Below are 16,255 nucleotides of genomic sequence, written 5' to 3' on the forward strand. Positions count from 1 at the left end.
AGTTTAAAAAATGACATGATTAAAAATATCATGCCACTATATTTAATCTGTAGTTAAATTTAATGTGATGTCGATTTCAAGAAAATTTAGCTACAACATATATTGTCTATCATTAGCCATTTGCTGCTGATTTTTAGGAATACAAACGACTAATGAGACATAACTACTTTTTATTTAGATCTGTTTTAGCGCAATTAAAGAGTCCCTTGGCTATTTCTAGCAGCATCATCTACATGCAATTCGCCTGTAGTATTAATATCTAACTCTTCTCGTCGAATTGTTTCTTCTGCTTCGACTGTATCTCGCTCTACTAATTTTTTAACTCGTACTTCTTCCCGGACAAACGCTTCTTTACGAATTTCTGGTGTTTCTTCGTATACTTCTATGCGTGCTACTTCACCCTCTTGAAAATGAAGTTCGTCAGGCTCGACAAATGTTTCTGTTCCTGCTGGGGAAACTCGCTCGATTATCACACGCTCTTTTTGAATGGGGACTGTAACTCGCGCAGTTTCTGTTTCAATATGTTTACCAACTGTTACTTCCCCAGTTTTAACGCGATGCTTATTAGCTATTAGCCGTTCTTCGTAAAGTCTGAGAGTTTGATGATTTTGCTCATTCAAATCATATAAATTCGGTTCTGTTTGATAATTGTATGTATTGCGATCGTAAGTTAAATTGGTATTGGCTGGACGAAATACATTGCGTACTCTTTCTTCGTAGTCTTCGTCAACTGTATAGCTTTCGTGGTATTCAGGTAACATTTCTACTTGCTGTTTACTAAGTCCATCAACATACACCCGTTTTTCTGGATAGTTAATACGTGAAAGACCAATCGGTAGTAAAATTCTTTTACCAAATGTGTCAAAGCCTGTGTCAATAACTAGATAGCGAAAACGCCCATTTTGGTCAACTAAAACATCACTCACTGAACCAACTTTAATTCCTCCTTCAGTATAGAGATCTAAATCTTTAACATCATCACCAGCAAATGTTTCGCGGTATTGGGGGTCAAATTCTTCGAGTTTATAAAGTGGCATAGTTGAGAAATTCTTGAGGAATGTATTTTTAACTCTAGACTAAAAATTATTGTGTTTTAAATCCTCTAGCTGATGGCTGACTTCCAGGAATAGATTTCATGACTGTATCATCGGCTAACGCAACAACACATACATAGTCTCTATAGCTGAATCAAATTTGACTTATGAGCAAAATCAGCAATAATAACGTAAAGTCAGCCTTTGACAACAGTTAACTATGTCGCAAAATCGCCCAATTGCTGTTGAATTCCGCGATGTCAGCTTTAGCCGTAACCGTCGCAATTTAGTATCTAATCTTAATTTTTCTATTGATCAAGGAGAAGCTTTAATCTTACTTGGACGTAGTGGTAGTGGCAAAACCACGACAATGAAGTTAATTAATCGTCTTTTTACACCGACAAAAGGCGAGGTAATTTTTGATAGCATCCCGACAAATCAATGGGATGAAATTAAACTGCGGCGGAAAATTGGTTATGTAATTCAAGAAACTGGTTTATTTCCGCATTTCACTATAGAACGCAATGTTGGTTTAGTTCCGAGTTTAGAAGCTTGGAAACCAAAACAAATTAAAACACGAGTTTATGAATTGTTACAATTGGTGGGTTTAGATCCTGTGCAGTTTGCAGGGCGTTATCCCCACGAACTTTCAGGCGGTCAAAGGCAAAGGGTAGGTGTAGCGAGGGCGTTAGCCGCAGATCCGCCGGTTTTGTTGATGGATGAACCTTTTGGCGCACTTGATCCTATCACCCGCCTAGAATTGCAACAGGAGTTTCGGCGGTTACAGCAAGAACTCGGTAAGACAGTGGTTTTTGTGACGCACGATATTCAAGAAGCTTTTGTTTTAGCATCGAGAATCGGTTTGATGTATGACGGTGAACTGGTAGTATTGGGTACAAAGGAGGAATTTCTGCGATCGCAACATCCAGAAAGCCTAGCGTTTCTTGAATGTCTGCGTTCTCTGCAAGACAATTTATGAAAGACTTTTTCCTGATTAAGTACGCCCCAGAAATTATTCAGCACACGCTAGAACATTTATTTTTGGTAGGCATTGCTATTGGAATTGCAACATTTATCGGCATTCCTTTAGGCATTTTAATTACGCGTCAACCTCGCCTGCGTCAACCCATTCTCGGACTTGCTAATGTGTTACAAACTATTCCGAGTTTAGCCCTATTTGGATTACTAATTCCTGTACCTATAATTGGTGGTATTGGTGTTGTTCCGGCAATTGTGGCTTTGACTGTATACTCTTTTCTACCGATAATCCGTAACACATATACAGGCATCACTAGTGTAGATCCCGCTATTATTGAAGCTGGAAGAGGTATGGGGATGACTGATCAACAATTGTTGTTACAGGTAGAAATTCCCTTGGCAATGGGTGTTATTTTAGCTGGGGTAAGAGTTGCCACAGTGATAGGTATTGGGATTGCCACGATTGCGGCTGCTATTGGTGCTGGCGGTTTAGGCGTGTTTATTTTTCGCGGAATTGCCGTAGTAAATAATGATTTAATTTTAGCTGGGGCAGTGCCAGCAGCTGTTATTGCCTTAATTGCAGATTTGCTAATTGGATTATTTGAAAAAAGATTAAAAATTAAAGCTTAAAAGAGGATATTTATCAGCGCAAAGTAATGAAAAGATTTCTGATGTTTTTCATTTTAACTTTTACTTTAGTCGTAGCGATCGCAGCTTGTAACCCCAACTCGAATAATACCACGGGCGATATTGTTGTTGCTTCTAAAGATTTTACAGAACAAGATATTTTAGGTGAATTATTAGCCCAACAAATTGAAGAAACAACCAAACTTAAAGTTGCCCGTCGTCCTCGTTTGGGTGGTTCTTTTGTCTGCCATAATGCTATTCTGGCTGGCAAAATTGATGCTTATATTGAGTACACAGGTACAGCTTTTACGGGAATTATCAAACAAAAAGCTATTAATGATCCGAAAGTAGTTTATGAGAAATTAAAACAAGCTTATTCCCAACAGTTTAAGCTGGAAGTAATGCCTAGTTTGGGTTTTGAAAATACTTTTGCCATTGTAATTCGTGGCGAAGATGCGAGAAAATATAATCTGCAAACTTTATCTCAGGCTGCACAATATACACCCCAATGGCGCGGCGGTTTTGGCTACGAATTTTTAGAACGAGAAGATGGTTTTCCGGGGTTAGCTAAAACATACAGTTTGCGTTTTTCCAAATCACCGCAAATTATGGACTTGGGTTTAATATATCGGGCTTTGGTGCAGAAGCAAGTAGATATGGTGGCGGGAAATTCGACTGATGGGCAAATTGCGCGTTTGGGCTTGGCTGTGTTAAAGGATGATAAACAATATTTTCCACCTTACGAAGCTACGCCAATTGTACGACAAGCAGTGTTAGATAAATATCCAGAATTAAGAAGTGCGATCGCTCAACTTTCTGGTAAAATTTCCGCAGATGAAATGCGGCAGTTAAATTATTTAGTTGAAGGCGAATTACGAGATATTAAAGAAGTTGTGCGTGAGTTTCGTAAATCTAAAAGTTTAGTCTCACGCAGAGGCGCAGAGGCGCAAAGTTTTTAAATGGGTAAGTTATGAATATTAAGTTACATAAAACTCTCAAAACAAGTGTTAAAGCTGCAATTATCTGGTTTTGTGTTTCAAGCGGAACTGTTATTTCTCAAACACTACCTGTCTCATCTAACTTGATTACTTTTAATTCTAAGGAGGGAGAAAAGCTATTAATTCAAAGTCGAGCTAGAGAAGATTTTTTTCCTTTAAGTATGCAGTTTATCACTCAAAATAATCAAGCATTCTGTGGCGTTGCTAGTAGTGTGATGGTGTTGAATGGTTTAGGAATCCTCGCACCAGAAACACCACAATATTCTCCCTATAGAGTATTCACCCAAGAAAACTTTTTTAGCAATGAAAAAACTAAAAAAGTTATTACACCTGAAGTTGTTTCACGCCAAGGAATAACTTTAGAGCAATTAGGAGGATTAATTGCCAGTTATGATGTCCAAGTTAAGGTTTATCATGCTGCCGATACTAATTTAGAACAGTTTCGTAAAATAGTATCTGAAAATTTAAAGCAACCTAAAAACTTTGTAATCGTAAACTATTTACGTAAAGAAATCGGTCAAGAAAAAGGTGGACATATTTCACCCATCGCTGCTTACAATGAGCAGACAGATAGATTTTTGATTATGGATGTTTCTCGTTATAAATATCCGCCAGTGTGGGTGAAAGCCGCAGATTTATGGAAGGCTATGAATACTACAGATACAACTTCAGGTAAAACACGCGGCTTTGTTATAGTTAGTAAAGTTAATTAAAACTATCAATTTTTATTTATTATTGACTCTATACGTACTTAATTGTACATTTAATTGCTATCAATATAGTATAGTAAATATGTCTTTGTTGGGTTTCCTTCTTAAACCCAATTTACTAGCTAGACACCAATAATTTTTCAGTCAATAAATAGCCATTTATGATTAGAAAAGAAATATTTAACATTCTATTCCTAAATCCACGGAGCATTGTCCATCAAAGCATTTAACATCTGCTGGAATTTTTGGCGGAACACTACAGCTAATAAACCGCAGAATATTGTAGTTGCTGCTATCACCCACCAAACGTGAGTGATGTGCCATAGGCCGCCGAACAGGGCAAAGATGATTAGTCCAGCACCAGCCCCCCCTGCAAACAGTAGAATTGTTTCTTTAGCGGTTTGTTTGAAGATGCGTGGTTTTGATTCCATAAGATTATCTCCTGCTCCCTTAAGCACTCTTTTCTTTATTGTAACGAGATGATGCTATTGACATGAATTTAGAAAGTATTGATCTATGAAAATTAAATAATTAACTGCGAGATCAAGCGATAGGCTAAGACATATCAATATACAACGGTGTCAAAATGCAAATCTTTGCTAAAGCCAAACAGGTTGTATTTACCGTCTTTTCCCTTACTGTTCTCTGTTATAGCCAAGTTGCATCAGCAACTACCACCTTACCCCTACGCAGCAAAAAGGGAATGGTAGTATCTGCACATCCCTTGGCTAGTGAGGCGGGACTTTTGATGTTACGCCAGGGTGGTAATGCTGTTGATGCAGCAGTGGCGACAACTTTTGCGATATCTGTAGTTGAGCCTTTTTCAGCGGGAATTGGTGGCGGGGGTTTTTTGCTACTGCATTCGGAGAAAACTGGCGAGATGAAAGCTTTGGATTTTCGGGAACGCGCACCTATTAAAGCTACAAGGAATATGTATTTGGATGCAGATGGAAAGGTGCGTCCGAATGCAAGTGTGAATGGTTATTTGGCGGTGGCGACACCTGGAACGGTTGCGGGGATGTATGAGGTGCATCGCCGTTATGGTAAATTGCCGTGGAAGGAAGTTGTTAAACCAGCGATCGCACTGGCGAAAAATGGCTTTATCCTGAGTAATGAGTTAAGTTGGCGTTCACTTCAAGTTTACGAAAATCGTAAGCCAGTAATTCTCCAAAATTCCGCCGCTAGTGCTATTTTTACCCGCAATGGCGAATTTTATCAGCCTGGAGAAAGATTAGTGCAACGGGATTTAGCACATACTTTAGAAAGTATTGCCGAGAATCCCCAAAGTTTTTATACTGGCAAAATTGCCCGTGCGATCGCATCAGATATGGCAAAAAATGGTGGTTTAATTACTTTAGACGACTTCAAGGCATATAAACCTATCTGGCGAAATCCTCTTTGCGGTAGTTTTCGCCAAGCTAAAGTTTGTTCAATGCCTCCACCATCATCAGGCGGCGTTCATCTATTGCAGATTTTAAACATTATCGGTGACAGTGATTTGCCAGCTTGGGGATGGCACCATCCTAATAGTTTACATTTAATGGCAGAAGCGATGAAAATTGCCTACGCCGATCGCTCACAATATTTAGGTGATCCTGATTTTGTCAAAGTGCCTGTACAAGCCCTGATTAACCCAGCTTACGCCAAACAGCGCCGTCAAGAAATTAACTTGGATATGGCGAAACCTGCATCCCAAATCAAGCCAGTAGCACCAGAAACGCTGAAACGCTTTGGCCAAGTTAGTAATCAAATCATCCCTCTACCCAACAAATTATTACAATTGCAAGCCACTCGCTATGAATCTGCTGAAACTAGTCATCTTTGCGTTGTGGATGAACAACGCAACGCTGTCAGCCTAACTTTTACAATTAATCTTGGTTTTGGTGCTGGTGTGGTGACACCAGGAACAGGAATTTTACTCAACAATGAGATGGATGATTTTGCTGCCGCGCCAGGAGTACCTAACGCCTTTGGCTTAGTTGGCAATGAAGCGAATGCGATCGCACCCCGCAAAACTCCCCTGTCGAGCATGACTCCGACAATCATTACAGAAAATAATCACCTCCGCATGGCAGTGGGGGCCCCTGGTGGTAGCACAATTATCACTCAGGTTTTGCAAGTGATTCTCAATGTGCTGGAATACAAAATGGATGTTGGTGCAGCTGTCTCCGTACCACGCATACATGATCAGTGGCTTCCTGATGAGTTGCGTGTCGAACCTTGGGGTTTGGATGCTTTAACTCTGCAAGACTTACGTCGCCGTGGACACAACATCAAAGAAAATGATCCTTGGGGTAATGTTAACGCGATCGCCGTCAAAGCAGATGGCAGCTTAGAAGCAGCAGCCGATCCTCGCGGTGAAGGTTCGCCTAGAGGCTGGTAAACAGTTGTCACTTATTGATGCAACACTGCCGTTATTACGGATGTTTAAAATGCTATAAATGCAACTATTGATTTTGCACCATCGATTCTGAGTATTCTACTTGAGTCCCAAACTCATTAGCTCTAGCGCTGGGTACTAATGTCCAACCAGCCTTTAGCAGTTTTTGATAAGTTGCCCAACCCTTAGATCCGCCGGGAATTTGATAATCTGGTACTGCAAATTGCGGGTAAGCTGTGTATGGTCGCCAGCCTTTATTCGCCTCAACTTGCAAATACAAAATTTTCTCACCGTCGTTGCCAGACTTAGATAACCAGCACATTTGTCGATTCATGGCAAACTCCTTAGTCTTTAGCTAAACTTGCATAATCGCAGACTTTTGTCAAGCTCTGCATCACTCTTCTGGGATAATTTTTAATTCCCCTAGTATGTGTCCATTTATCTACAAATTGGTTTAGTAAAATTACGTAAGCCAAGAGATAGAGTTTTCTAGACCATATTTGAGGATGCAGCACGACAAAATCACTCCATCTCCAACCATTGAAACCTACATAAAGTGACATTAGTTGGGGATTTTGTATGAAAAACCTGTTGATGAGTCAATATCTTTAGCTCCATGACAGATAATGATTCGGCATCGCTTATTGGCGTAAGAACATAACACCTTTAGGCAATACTTCGCTGGTTATGAGGGTAATATTTTTCTGATCGTATCTGTGGTTTTTGCGAATGTATGTAGCAAGAGTTACTTTTTTGCCGTATGGCTGAAGAATAATTTATTTGTTTTGCTAGTCACACCAGTAAGATTTAGTTATCAGTGCTGAGTAAAGACAGCGTCGCAGACGCTATTTTCTCTAACCCCTAAACCCTAAATCCAAAACTTGGCACGGGCGGAACGCCCCGCTACAGCTAACCACACTTTCAACTCAGCACTTAATAAAATCACCAATAATCGTGCGAATTTTGTTGACTATTTCGGAGTAATGAGAATCTGACAAAACAGGTTTTACGCCTTCGATGTTAATTGGTTGCGCTAAATCGATCCATGACTTGCAACCGCCATATTGGGAAAGGTAGGGGATTTCTTGAACCTGGGGTATTTTATAAGCCCGTAACAAAAGTATATACAAAGGTTGACGTGGTTTCCATTTCAAGCGATCGCAAATAAAATGCTCATTCCAGATATGAAAGGGGAGTAAAGCGTTAACAGTCGACTCCTCACTAATCGGCAAAATATCTGTAATCTCTGCCCAACTGCCAATGCGAATCGTTTCTGGATGCCAGCCAGGAGTTACTGGACAAACAAAGTCAGCATATTCTGATTTTAGCAGGAATGGCTGTTGATGTTCAAAAGTTGGGTAAAGTAAAACCTGCTCATGGGCAACTTGGAAACGGCCATTTTGCTCATGAATACCACCTTTACGTAGCAACATAATGGTTTTGCCACTTTCTAAAGCATTTATCGCCACAGACCATTCTTTGAGAGCATATAAAGTCGTAGTCAAATTCATCGGCATCTACTGTAACTCTGATTTAATTTCACGCTAAGACCGTTAAAGTATGAAACTATCCGGGGAAATGAATTAAAGAAGCATCATGGAAAAGCGAAAATTAGGTACATCTGCTGTAGAAATTACACCCATCATTGTGGGAACTTGGCAAGCTGGTAAAAGAATGTGGGTAGGAATTGAAGATGCTGACTCCATTAAAGCCATCCGCGCCGCCTTTGAAGCTGGGATCACCACTGTAGATACAGCCGAAGTTTATGGTGAAGGTCACTCTGAGCGCATTGTAGCCGAAGCTTTATCAGATGTGCGCGACCAGGTACAGTATGCCACAAAAGTTTTTTCCAACCATCTTAAATATGATCAAGTGATTGAGGCTTGCGATCGCTCATTAAAAAACCTCAAAACCGATTATATCGACCTTTATCAAATCCATTGGCCTGCCGGGGCGTTTAATAGTGCAATTGTGCCAATAGAAGAAACAATGAATGCTTTAAATGATCTCAAACAACAGGGAAAAATTAGGGCAATAGGTGTTTCTAACTTTTCTCGTGATCAATTAGCCGAAGCATTGCAATATGGACGCATTGATAGTTTGCAACCTCCATATTCTTTATTTTGGCGGCAGATTGAACAAGATGCTATGCCCTATTGTAGCGAAAATCAAATTTCTATCTTGGCTTATTCACCCTTAGCCCAAGGATTATTAACTGGTAAATTTCCTCGTGGGCAGAAATTTGCCCCAGAAGATAATCGATCCAGCAATAAACTATTTCAAGGCGAAAACTTTGAACACGCTCAACAAGCTTTAGATAAACTCCGCCCTATAGCGGAACGCCATAATTGTACCTTGGCGCAGTTAGCGTTGGCCTGGTTAATTGCCCAACCCCAAGCAAATGCGATCGCCGGTGCGCGTTATCCTGAACAAGCAAAAGATAACGCCAAAGCCGCTGATGTCAAACTTTCCCCTGAAGAAATTGCCGAAATCGAGGCGATCGGGCGGATTGTCACTGATAACCTTGATAACAACCCAGTCATGTGGAATTGGTAAGCTGATATTTCTTCATCACACCAGAACCCAGACTTCTTTGATAAGTCTGGGTTCTGAGATTTAGCTAATAACTAACCACAAATATTGCAAGAATAAACAAAATGTCAACTTTAGTAAACTAGTGCTTACTGATTCCTAACTCAGTGTTAAATTGAATAGCAAGACATCAAACTAAGAAAAACCAAACCCAAAGGGCAAACGACTATGATGTCTCCTGTCAGTAGCCCAAGCAAATGTTCAGCATAACTCTAATTAAAAGTGGTCAAAGCCCAATAATATAAATAAAAGGCGAAGCCAAATCCCAAAGCGGAAAAACAAAGATCGCTGAAGTTGCTAGTTATAAAGTCCACCTTAGTTGCTTACTCTGTCAATTATTTAGCTAAGTTTAAGAAATTTGAAACCTGTGGATTCCCAATAACCTGGTCATCGTTGACCAGGTTTTGATATTTTTATCTATTGCCATAAATTAAATTTTTATACAAGGATTTGATTATAATTTAACAAATACCTTGCAATATAAATGTTAGCGAAAAAAGCAATTAATCGGATTTCAACCTTATTTTCCCATTATCCTTGGTTGATTATATTTATCTTTTCAATTCTCGGTTTGATAGGTATTCTTAACCATTCAATGTGGCGAGATGAACTCAATCCTTGGTTGATTGTCAGAGATAGCCAATCTTTTACCGATTTAATTGCAAATATTAAATATGAAGGACATCCGGTTTTGTGGTATTTTTCTCTAGCATGTTTGAGAAAAATTGCTGACAATCCCTTAATCATGCAAGTTTTTCATTTGTCTATTACCATTACTGCGATCGCAATTTTTTACTTATCTAGTCCTTTTAGTTATAAACAAAAAATACTATTTACATTTGGCTATTTTCCTTTATATGAATATTTTTTAATTTCTCGTAATTATGCCTTTAGCTTGCTGTTTATATTTGCTTTTTGTGCAGTATTTCCATCTAGAAAAAAAACTTATTTATATTTGGCTATTTTATTAGGTTTACTTGCTAATAGTAGCGCTTATGCTTTGCTAGTATCATTTTCATTATCATTGACTTTGCTAGTCGAATTTTATTTGGATAGTGAGCATAGAAAACAGTATTTCCAACAAAGCAAAAAATATGATTTATTTTTAAGTATTGGAATTATTATATTCTCTTTTATATTGTCAGCTTATATTATTACTCCTCCTGGAGATAGCTATCTACATGGAGGCTTAAATAATGGATGGACACTACAAATAGATATCCGCCATTTATTGAAAGGTATAAATAGATTATTTGCTAGTTATTTTTTGATTATTCCGCAGAGAAGATGGCTAGATTCAATTATTTGTGCTGCCATAGCTTTATTTATATTTGCATTAACTTTAATCAAGCTTTTTAAAAAGCCATTTCCTCTGTTTTTCTATACATTAGGAAATGGTGTAATACTCACATTTATATATTTCAGATATTTACAATTCCCCGGAAGTCCTCGTCATTTAGGACATCTTTATTTAGTTTTAATAGCGGCCTTATGGTTAGAAAGTTATTATCAAGAATCTAGACTTTTAGTTAATAAATTTTCTCTCTCACCACAATTATTTAATTTAGCTCAGAAATGGCATTATATTGCCTTTATGTTCATTTTATATACTCAGTTGCTTGGAGGAATTTATGGCTTTTCAAAGGACTTTATCATTCCATTTTCTGCCAGCCGAGAAACGGCTCATTACATTCAAAAAAATCACTTAGAAAAAGAATTTATTGTGGCCAGCCGAGATGCTAATATGGCTGCATTATCAGGTTATCTCAATCGTAAGTTCTACTATCCTGAACTTCAAAGAATGGGAAGCTTCACCTTATTTAAACAAGGTCGCCAAGATGTTGACCAACCTGAGATATTAAGACAAACTAGTTCTTTATTGCAGAGTCAAGAAGTCAAAAATAAAATTTTATTGATTTTAAATAAAAAACTGGATTCCAATAGAAATGATTTAAAAATTATTCCTATCAAAAATTTTCAGAGAGCTTGGGTAGATAGTGAACGATATTATCTTTATTGGGTAGAAAAAGTAGGAGACAGAAAGTAAAATAATGTTCCTAATATTCACATTTTCAAAATGTCTCATAGTGCGTTGTGCTGTACGAAAACACAACGCCAGTTGCTATAACGGAAGGAGTATCTGCAACGCACTGGCTCCTCTACACAATTAACCCCTTCTCAGTTAAGAGGAGGGGTTAAAACTTAATATTAATATCCGCCTTCTTCTTCGTATTCCGGCTGTCTTTCCTTAACTTTCTTAGGAATGTTCACTGGCTTTGGTGCATCTTCCCAAGCGTCGCTTTCTATATCATCGTCGTAATCGTCGTAATCTTCAGTGTAGGCTTTAGTCTCATACTTGGGCGATTGTTGATATCTGTCTCTGCCTGTGGCTTCACTCCAGTTATCTTCTTCGTCTTCTTCTTCGTAGCGAATAGACTCGTACTGTTGCGCTTTCATGACTTCGCGCCGTGGTCTTTCTTCTTCTACATAGTCTTCATTCCATTCTTCTTCCCGTGCTACGGGTTCGGGGGTGCGAACTTTGGGCTTGGGTGGTTGTAATGGGACACCACTAGGTAACTGATTTGCAGGTGAAACTGTGCGTGGTGCAGAATAACCATATTCTTCTTCTGCATCTCGTTCCCAAGGTGGTTTCCCAATACCTAAACGTTCTAGAACGCCTACTGTTAGTTGGTTTGTACGTTCCTCGGCTCCTTCAAACACAATTAATCTGCTGGGGCCAGTGCTAACAATTTCCTCTATTGAAATCTCATAAGTGCTGAGAAATTGGTCGGGAATTTGGGGAACGCCCAAAGAAGCAATAATTATAGAGTGCAGCTTACCTGAGATGCCATCAAACTTAAAGCCCCGCACTCTGCCTAAGACTTCACCTGTTTCTGTAATTACTTCCCAGTTAATCAGGTTACTAAAAGCTTCAATTTCAATATCTTCTATGACATCTTCGTTATCAACCAAGATTGCATCACCAATTTGGTTAATACTGCTGAGGTACATATAGCGTGGCAATCCAGAGATAGAGATCAGGCTGTCTCGTAAACCAAGAGCCACAACCTCCCTTTGATCGATATCAACCCAGATTTGATTTACAATACCTAGCCGCTTGGCGTTGTCGCGGGTAATCACCTGAGTATTTAATAAGTCGGAACGCCTAATTATCTGTTCAGAGGTCATTCTATACCGAGTCCTGATCTCGAATCCGGTTTATCTATACACTATTATTAACAAAGATTCAAGCAGATGTATTCGAGGATGATAACTTAATTCCCAAAACTTGGGTATAAGCGCCTCGTGCTTGAGTAACGCCAATGGTGCGTTCGGCTGATTCTATCATCGGACGACGCAAACTCACAACTATAAACTGTGCTAGTTGTGCCTGTTGTTTGATCATTCTAGCCAATCGTTCTACGTTTGACCCGTCTAAGAACATATCTACTTCGTCAAAGGCGTAAAAAGGTGATGGACGGTAGCGTTGTAGGGCGAAAATAAAGCTTAAGGCAGTGAGAGATTTTTCTCCCCCAGACATGGAAGCGAGTCTTTGTACAGGTTTACCTTTGGGGTGAGCAACTAAATTTAAGCCGCTACTAAAGGGATCTTCCGGATCATCAAGTTGTAGATAACCGTCACCTTCTGAGAGGGTGGCGAAAATTGATTGGAAGTTTTCGTTGACAGCATCAAAGGCTTCTTTAAAAGCGTGCTGCCGCAATGTGGTAAAGTTTTCAATTCGTAATAGTAATTCTGTGCGTTCGGCTTCTAATGTCTGCAACTTATCTGTGAGTTCTTGCAGACGGTTTTGGGTGCGTTCGTATTCTTCCAACGCCAGCATATTCACCGGTTCCATTGCTTGCAAGCGTTTAGCAAGCGATCGCAATTCTTTCTGCAATTCTTCTAAATCTACCTGTTCTGGCACTTCCGGTAAAGGGCTAGGCAATTCTGGAAGTAGTTCTCGCAATTGATTTTGCAACGCTTCTAGTTCTTCCCGCCGCTTCAACTGGGTTTCTTGGAGTTTTTCCAGTTCCCATTCTAATTGTTGCTGACGGAGTAAATGCGATCGCACTTCTTGTTCTATCGCGTCACGTTTTTGCTTTTCTTCGCCTAAATTCTTTTCCATCTCGCTGAATTTGGCGCGAGTTTCGGTGATTTGAGTGCTGAGTGCTGAGTGCTGAGTGCTGAGTGTTTGGAGTTTATGACGATAACTTTCTTGTTCTTGATGATATTGGGTAATGCGTTGTTCCGCTTCTTGGATGCGCTCTTGTAAACGCTGCTGCTGATTTTCGAGATTTTTTAATCTTTGTTCGGCTTCCCGGAGGTTGCTTTCCCGTTGTTGTAATTGTTGTTCTTGCGTTTTAATTACTGCTTGGATTTGTTGCCATTCACTAGGCGTTTGAGAAGCTTCTAACTCTGCTAAAGTGTGACGCAGTTGTTGTAATTGCGCTTCTTGTCCTGGTAAATCTTTGTCTAAAATTTCTAGGCGAGATTGGGCGGTGGAGAATTTTTCTGTGTTTTGGGCAAGTTGCGATCGCGTGCCTTCTAATTGCATCGTCAAAGCTTTAATATCTTTTTGCAACTGTTCTAATTGCAATTGCTGTTCGCGCCGTGTTTGACGCGCTTCGGTGAGTTCTTGGCTGAGTTGTTTGGTTTTGCTGGATAAAGAAGCGATCGCATCAATACAACGATCTAAAATTCTATCTATATCTGTCAAGCGACTTTTCAACGCAATGGCTTCATCTGATTCCGCCGCTTCCCCCGTACCAAACCGCAACGATGAACGCTGATTGACGCTTCCCCCAGTCATTGCACCACTGGTTTCCAGCAATTCTCCATCTAGGGTAACGATGCGATATAAACCGAGATTTTTCCGCGCCTGTTCTAAGCTGGCGAATACGACAGTGTTACCAAAAACATAGTTAAATACATCTTTATAACGGCGATCGCATTCAACTAAGTTCACAGCATAACTAACAAAGCCGTTAGCTAACCGCAGCGTTGCATCCTGAGTAATTCTGGGAGCTTGTATTTTATTTAAAGGTAAGAATGTTGCTCTTCCGGCGCGTTTTTGCTTCAGCAATTCAATTCCGGCGGAGGCGATACCGTCATCATCTACCACAATATGTCCCAACCGCGCACCCGCCGCAATTTCCAACGCCAACTGATAACGAGGTTCCACCCGTCCCAAATGTACCACCAAACCACAAACCCCAGGCATTCCCGATTGGATAATCACCTTACTCGCTTGCGTTCCTTGGACTTCTTGCTGTGCTTGGGTTTGCGCCTCAATTTTATCTAACTGGCGTTGTTTTTCTCGTTGCTCATTAGAAAGCCGCTTTTGAGTATCTTGCTGGATTTGTAATTCCTGTTCTGTGGCGGCGAGATTTTGCGCTAAGTTTTGGATAGGTTCACTAGAAGCGTTAAATTCTGCCTCAACTCGCACACACTCAGCTTGTTTTTCTGCTAACTGCGGTTCTAAAGTGGCAATTAACTGAGTTTGTTCGTGAATTAATTCTTGTAGCTGACTATTGCGTTCTTTTAACTGTGCTTGCTCGGTGCGTTGCGGTTCCAGAGTTTGCAACACAGTTTCGATTTGGCGGTTCAGTGCAGTTTGTTGCTGTACCCAAGCTTCCGATGCAGAGGCGATTTCCGCGGCGGCTTCACGGGATTTTTGCAGTGCTTGTTGTGTCTCATCCCGTTGCTGTTGACAATAAACAATTGATTGGCGTTCGACATTTTGGGTTTCGGCAATTTCTCCCAAAGCTTGCTGCTGCTGTTGAATGTCTTGCTGAGTTTGTGCTAACCGCTTGATTGTTTCTTGGGAAGTTGTTTCTAACTCTGTTTGCTGACGTTGGAGTTGTTTACGTTCCGCTTCTTGGGTAGCAAGACTAGACTGTACAGCTAATAATTCCTCTTCACCCAAAGCTTTCACATGAGCATTGAGTTGTTCTAATTCCGCCGTTTTTTGGGTAATCCCGACATTCAGCGTTTCTAATTGTAGAGTTAAATCATGGTGAGAGCGATCGCCATTTTGAATTTCCGTCGCTAACTTTTCTTGCTGTGCTTGCAGCGAACGCCACGATAAAACTGCTTCCCAAGATTGCTTGTGCAGATATTCCGTCCGTAGCTTTTGATATTTTTCCGCTTTCGCCCTATCTTGAGAAAGGCGATCGCGTTGTGCAGTTAACTCCGTCTCAATAATCCGACAACTATCTTCCTTCTCCTTCACCTCATCTAACGTACCCTTAGCTTGGTGAATCTTGCGATCGAACGCCGCCACCCCCGCCAACTCATCAATAATCTCTCGCCTCTCCTTAGCATTCATCGAGATAATGCTAGTAACGTCCCCCTGCAACACCACGTTATAGCCTTCAGGATAAATCCGCAGACTCTCCAACTCCTCATGCAACTCCGTCAGCGTACAAGCAACACCATTGATATAGTAATTTGACGTGTAAGTTCCTTGATGAGTCACCCGCAACCGTCTAGTTACACTCCATTCACTATTGAGTGCTGTTAGCGGTAGCGGGGCTTTTAGCCCGTGCTGAGTGCTGAGTGCTGAGTCTGTATTCTCGTTTTCTTCCTCCAATTCCTCCTCGCCTTCCTCACTTTGAGCCTTTGCGCCTTTGCGTGAGACAATTTCTTCCCCAGACAAATCAAACGTCACCGTAACGCTGGCTTCCACAGATGCGCGTCCCTTAGCCGTTTGAGTGTTATTTACCAAATCCGGCAAGCGATCAGCTCGCATTCCCTTAGAACTGGCGAGTCCCAAACAAAACAACAGCGCATCCAAAATATTCGACTTACCAGAACCATTTGGCCCAGATATGACAGTAAACCCCGGCAGTAAAGGGACTGAGGTAGTACCGCCGAAGGATTTGAAGTTGGTAAGTTCCACGCGCTTGACGTATACCATAGTAGGCGCTGGTTCAC

General features: G+C 40.4%; 13 protein-coding genes. 7 read left to right on the top strand and 6 right to left on the bottom strand.

Features of this window, described 5'->3' with window-relative positions; genetic code table 11:
• Positions 1-194: 194 nt before the first annotated feature.
• The gene (locus NOS7107_RS09925; protein WP_015112837.1) at positions 195-1,037 is read right to left on the bottom strand and encodes a DUF2382 domain-containing protein; all 843 of its coding nucleotides are present in this window, start codon (positions 1,035-1,037) and stop codon (positions 195-197) included.
• Positions 1,038-1,254: 217 nt separating this feature from the next.
• On the opposite strand from NOS7107_RS09925, the gene NOS7107_RS09930 reads away from it, so the two are divergent.
• The 4 genes from NOS7107_RS09930 to NOS7107_RS09945 are packed head-to-tail and all read left to right on the top strand — an operon-like array spanning position 1,255 to position 4,350.
• Positions 1,255-2,013, top strand: coding sequence for an ATP-binding cassette domain-containing protein (locus NOS7107_RS09930; protein ID WP_015112838.1), 759 nt, complete (start codon positions 1,255-1,257; stop codon positions 2,011-2,013).
• The gene (locus tag NOS7107_RS09935; RefSeq protein ID WP_015112839.1) at positions 2,010-2,642 is read left to right on the top strand and encodes an ABC transporter permease; all 633 of its coding nucleotides are present in this window, start codon (positions 2,010-2,012) and stop codon (positions 2,640-2,642) included. The genes NOS7107_RS09930 and NOS7107_RS09935 overlap by 4 nt, the downstream gene beginning before the upstream one ends.
• A 26-nt stretch (positions 2,643-2,668) precedes the next feature.
• Complete coding sequence (locus NOS7107_RS09940) at positions 2,669-3,598, top strand: glycine betaine ABC transporter substrate-binding protein (RefSeq protein ID WP_015112840.1); 930 nt, start codon at positions 2,669-2,671, stop codon at positions 3,596-3,598.
• A gap of 11 nt (positions 3,599-3,609) precedes the next feature.
• Complete coding sequence (locus tag NOS7107_RS09945; RefSeq protein ID WP_015112841.1) at positions 3,610-4,350, top strand: phytochelatin synthase family protein; 741 nt, start codon at positions 3,610-3,612, stop codon at positions 4,348-4,350.
• A gap of 191 nt (positions 4,351-4,541) precedes the next feature.
• On the opposite strand, the gene NOS7107_RS09950 is transcribed toward NOS7107_RS09945, so the two are convergent.
• Positions 4,542-4,778, bottom strand: a complete 237-nt coding sequence (locus tag NOS7107_RS09950; protein ID WP_015112842.1) for a hypothetical protein — start codon at positions 4,776-4,778, stop codon at positions 4,542-4,544.
• A 155-nt stretch (positions 4,779-4,933) separates the two neighbouring features.
• Between NOS7107_RS09950 and ggt the strand changes: the two genes are divergently transcribed.
• Positions 4,934-6,730, top strand: a complete 1,797-nt coding sequence (ggt, locus tag NOS7107_RS09955; protein ID WP_015112843.1) for a gamma-glutamyltransferase — start codon at positions 4,934-4,936, stop codon at positions 6,728-6,730.
• Between the two features lie 64 nt (positions 6,731-6,794).
• On the opposite strand, the gene NOS7107_RS09960 is transcribed toward ggt, so the two are convergent.
• Complete coding sequence (locus NOS7107_RS09960; RefSeq protein WP_015112844.1) at positions 6,795-7,061, bottom strand: hypothetical protein; 267 nt, start codon at positions 7,059-7,061, stop codon at positions 6,795-6,797.
• 592 nt (positions 7,062-7,653) lie between these two features.
• A complete protein-coding gene (locus NOS7107_RS09965; RefSeq protein ID WP_157374206.1) occupies positions 7,654-8,238 on the bottom strand; it encodes a DUF1802 family protein in 585 nt (194 codons plus the stop codon).
• 85 nt (positions 8,239-8,323) lie between these two features.
• Between NOS7107_RS09965 and NOS7107_RS09970 the strand changes: the two genes are divergently transcribed.
• Together NOS7107_RS09970 and NOS7107_RS09975 are read left to right on the top strand one after the other, a co-directional pair.
• Entirely contained in the window at positions 8,324-9,283 is a 960-nt protein-coding gene (locus tag NOS7107_RS09970; protein ID WP_015112847.1) for an aldo/keto reductase, read from the top strand.
• Between the two features lie 520 nt (positions 9,284-9,803).
• Positions 9,804-11,366 carry a hypothetical protein gene (locus NOS7107_RS09975; protein WP_015112848.1) on the top strand — a complete coding sequence of 521 codons (1,563 nt, stop codon included), beginning with the start codon at positions 9,804-9,806 and terminating at the stop codon, positions 11,364-11,366.
• Positions 11,367-11,527: 161 nt separating this feature from the next.
• On the opposite strand, the gene NOS7107_RS09980 is transcribed toward NOS7107_RS09975, so the two are convergent.
• Both NOS7107_RS09980 and smc read right to left on the bottom strand, forming a co-directional pair.
• The gene (locus NOS7107_RS09980) at positions 11,528-12,508 is read right to left on the bottom strand and encodes a PRC-barrel domain-containing protein (protein WP_015112849.1); all 981 of its coding nucleotides are present in this window, start codon (positions 12,506-12,508) and stop codon (positions 11,528-11,530) included.
• Positions 12,509-12,566: 58 nt separating this feature from the next.
• Positions 12,567-16,238: a chromosome segregation protein SMC gene (gene smc / locus NOS7107_RS09985; protein WP_015112850.1), complete on the bottom strand. Its 3,672-nt coding sequence runs from the start codon at positions 16,236-16,238 to the stop codon at positions 12,567-12,569.
• Between the last annotated feature and the right edge of the window lie 17 nt (positions 16,239-16,255).

Source organism: Nostoc sp. PCC 7107, assembly GCF_000316625.1.
GTDB lineage: Bacteria > Cyanobacteriota > Cyanobacteriia > Cyanobacteriales > Nostocaceae > Nostoc_B.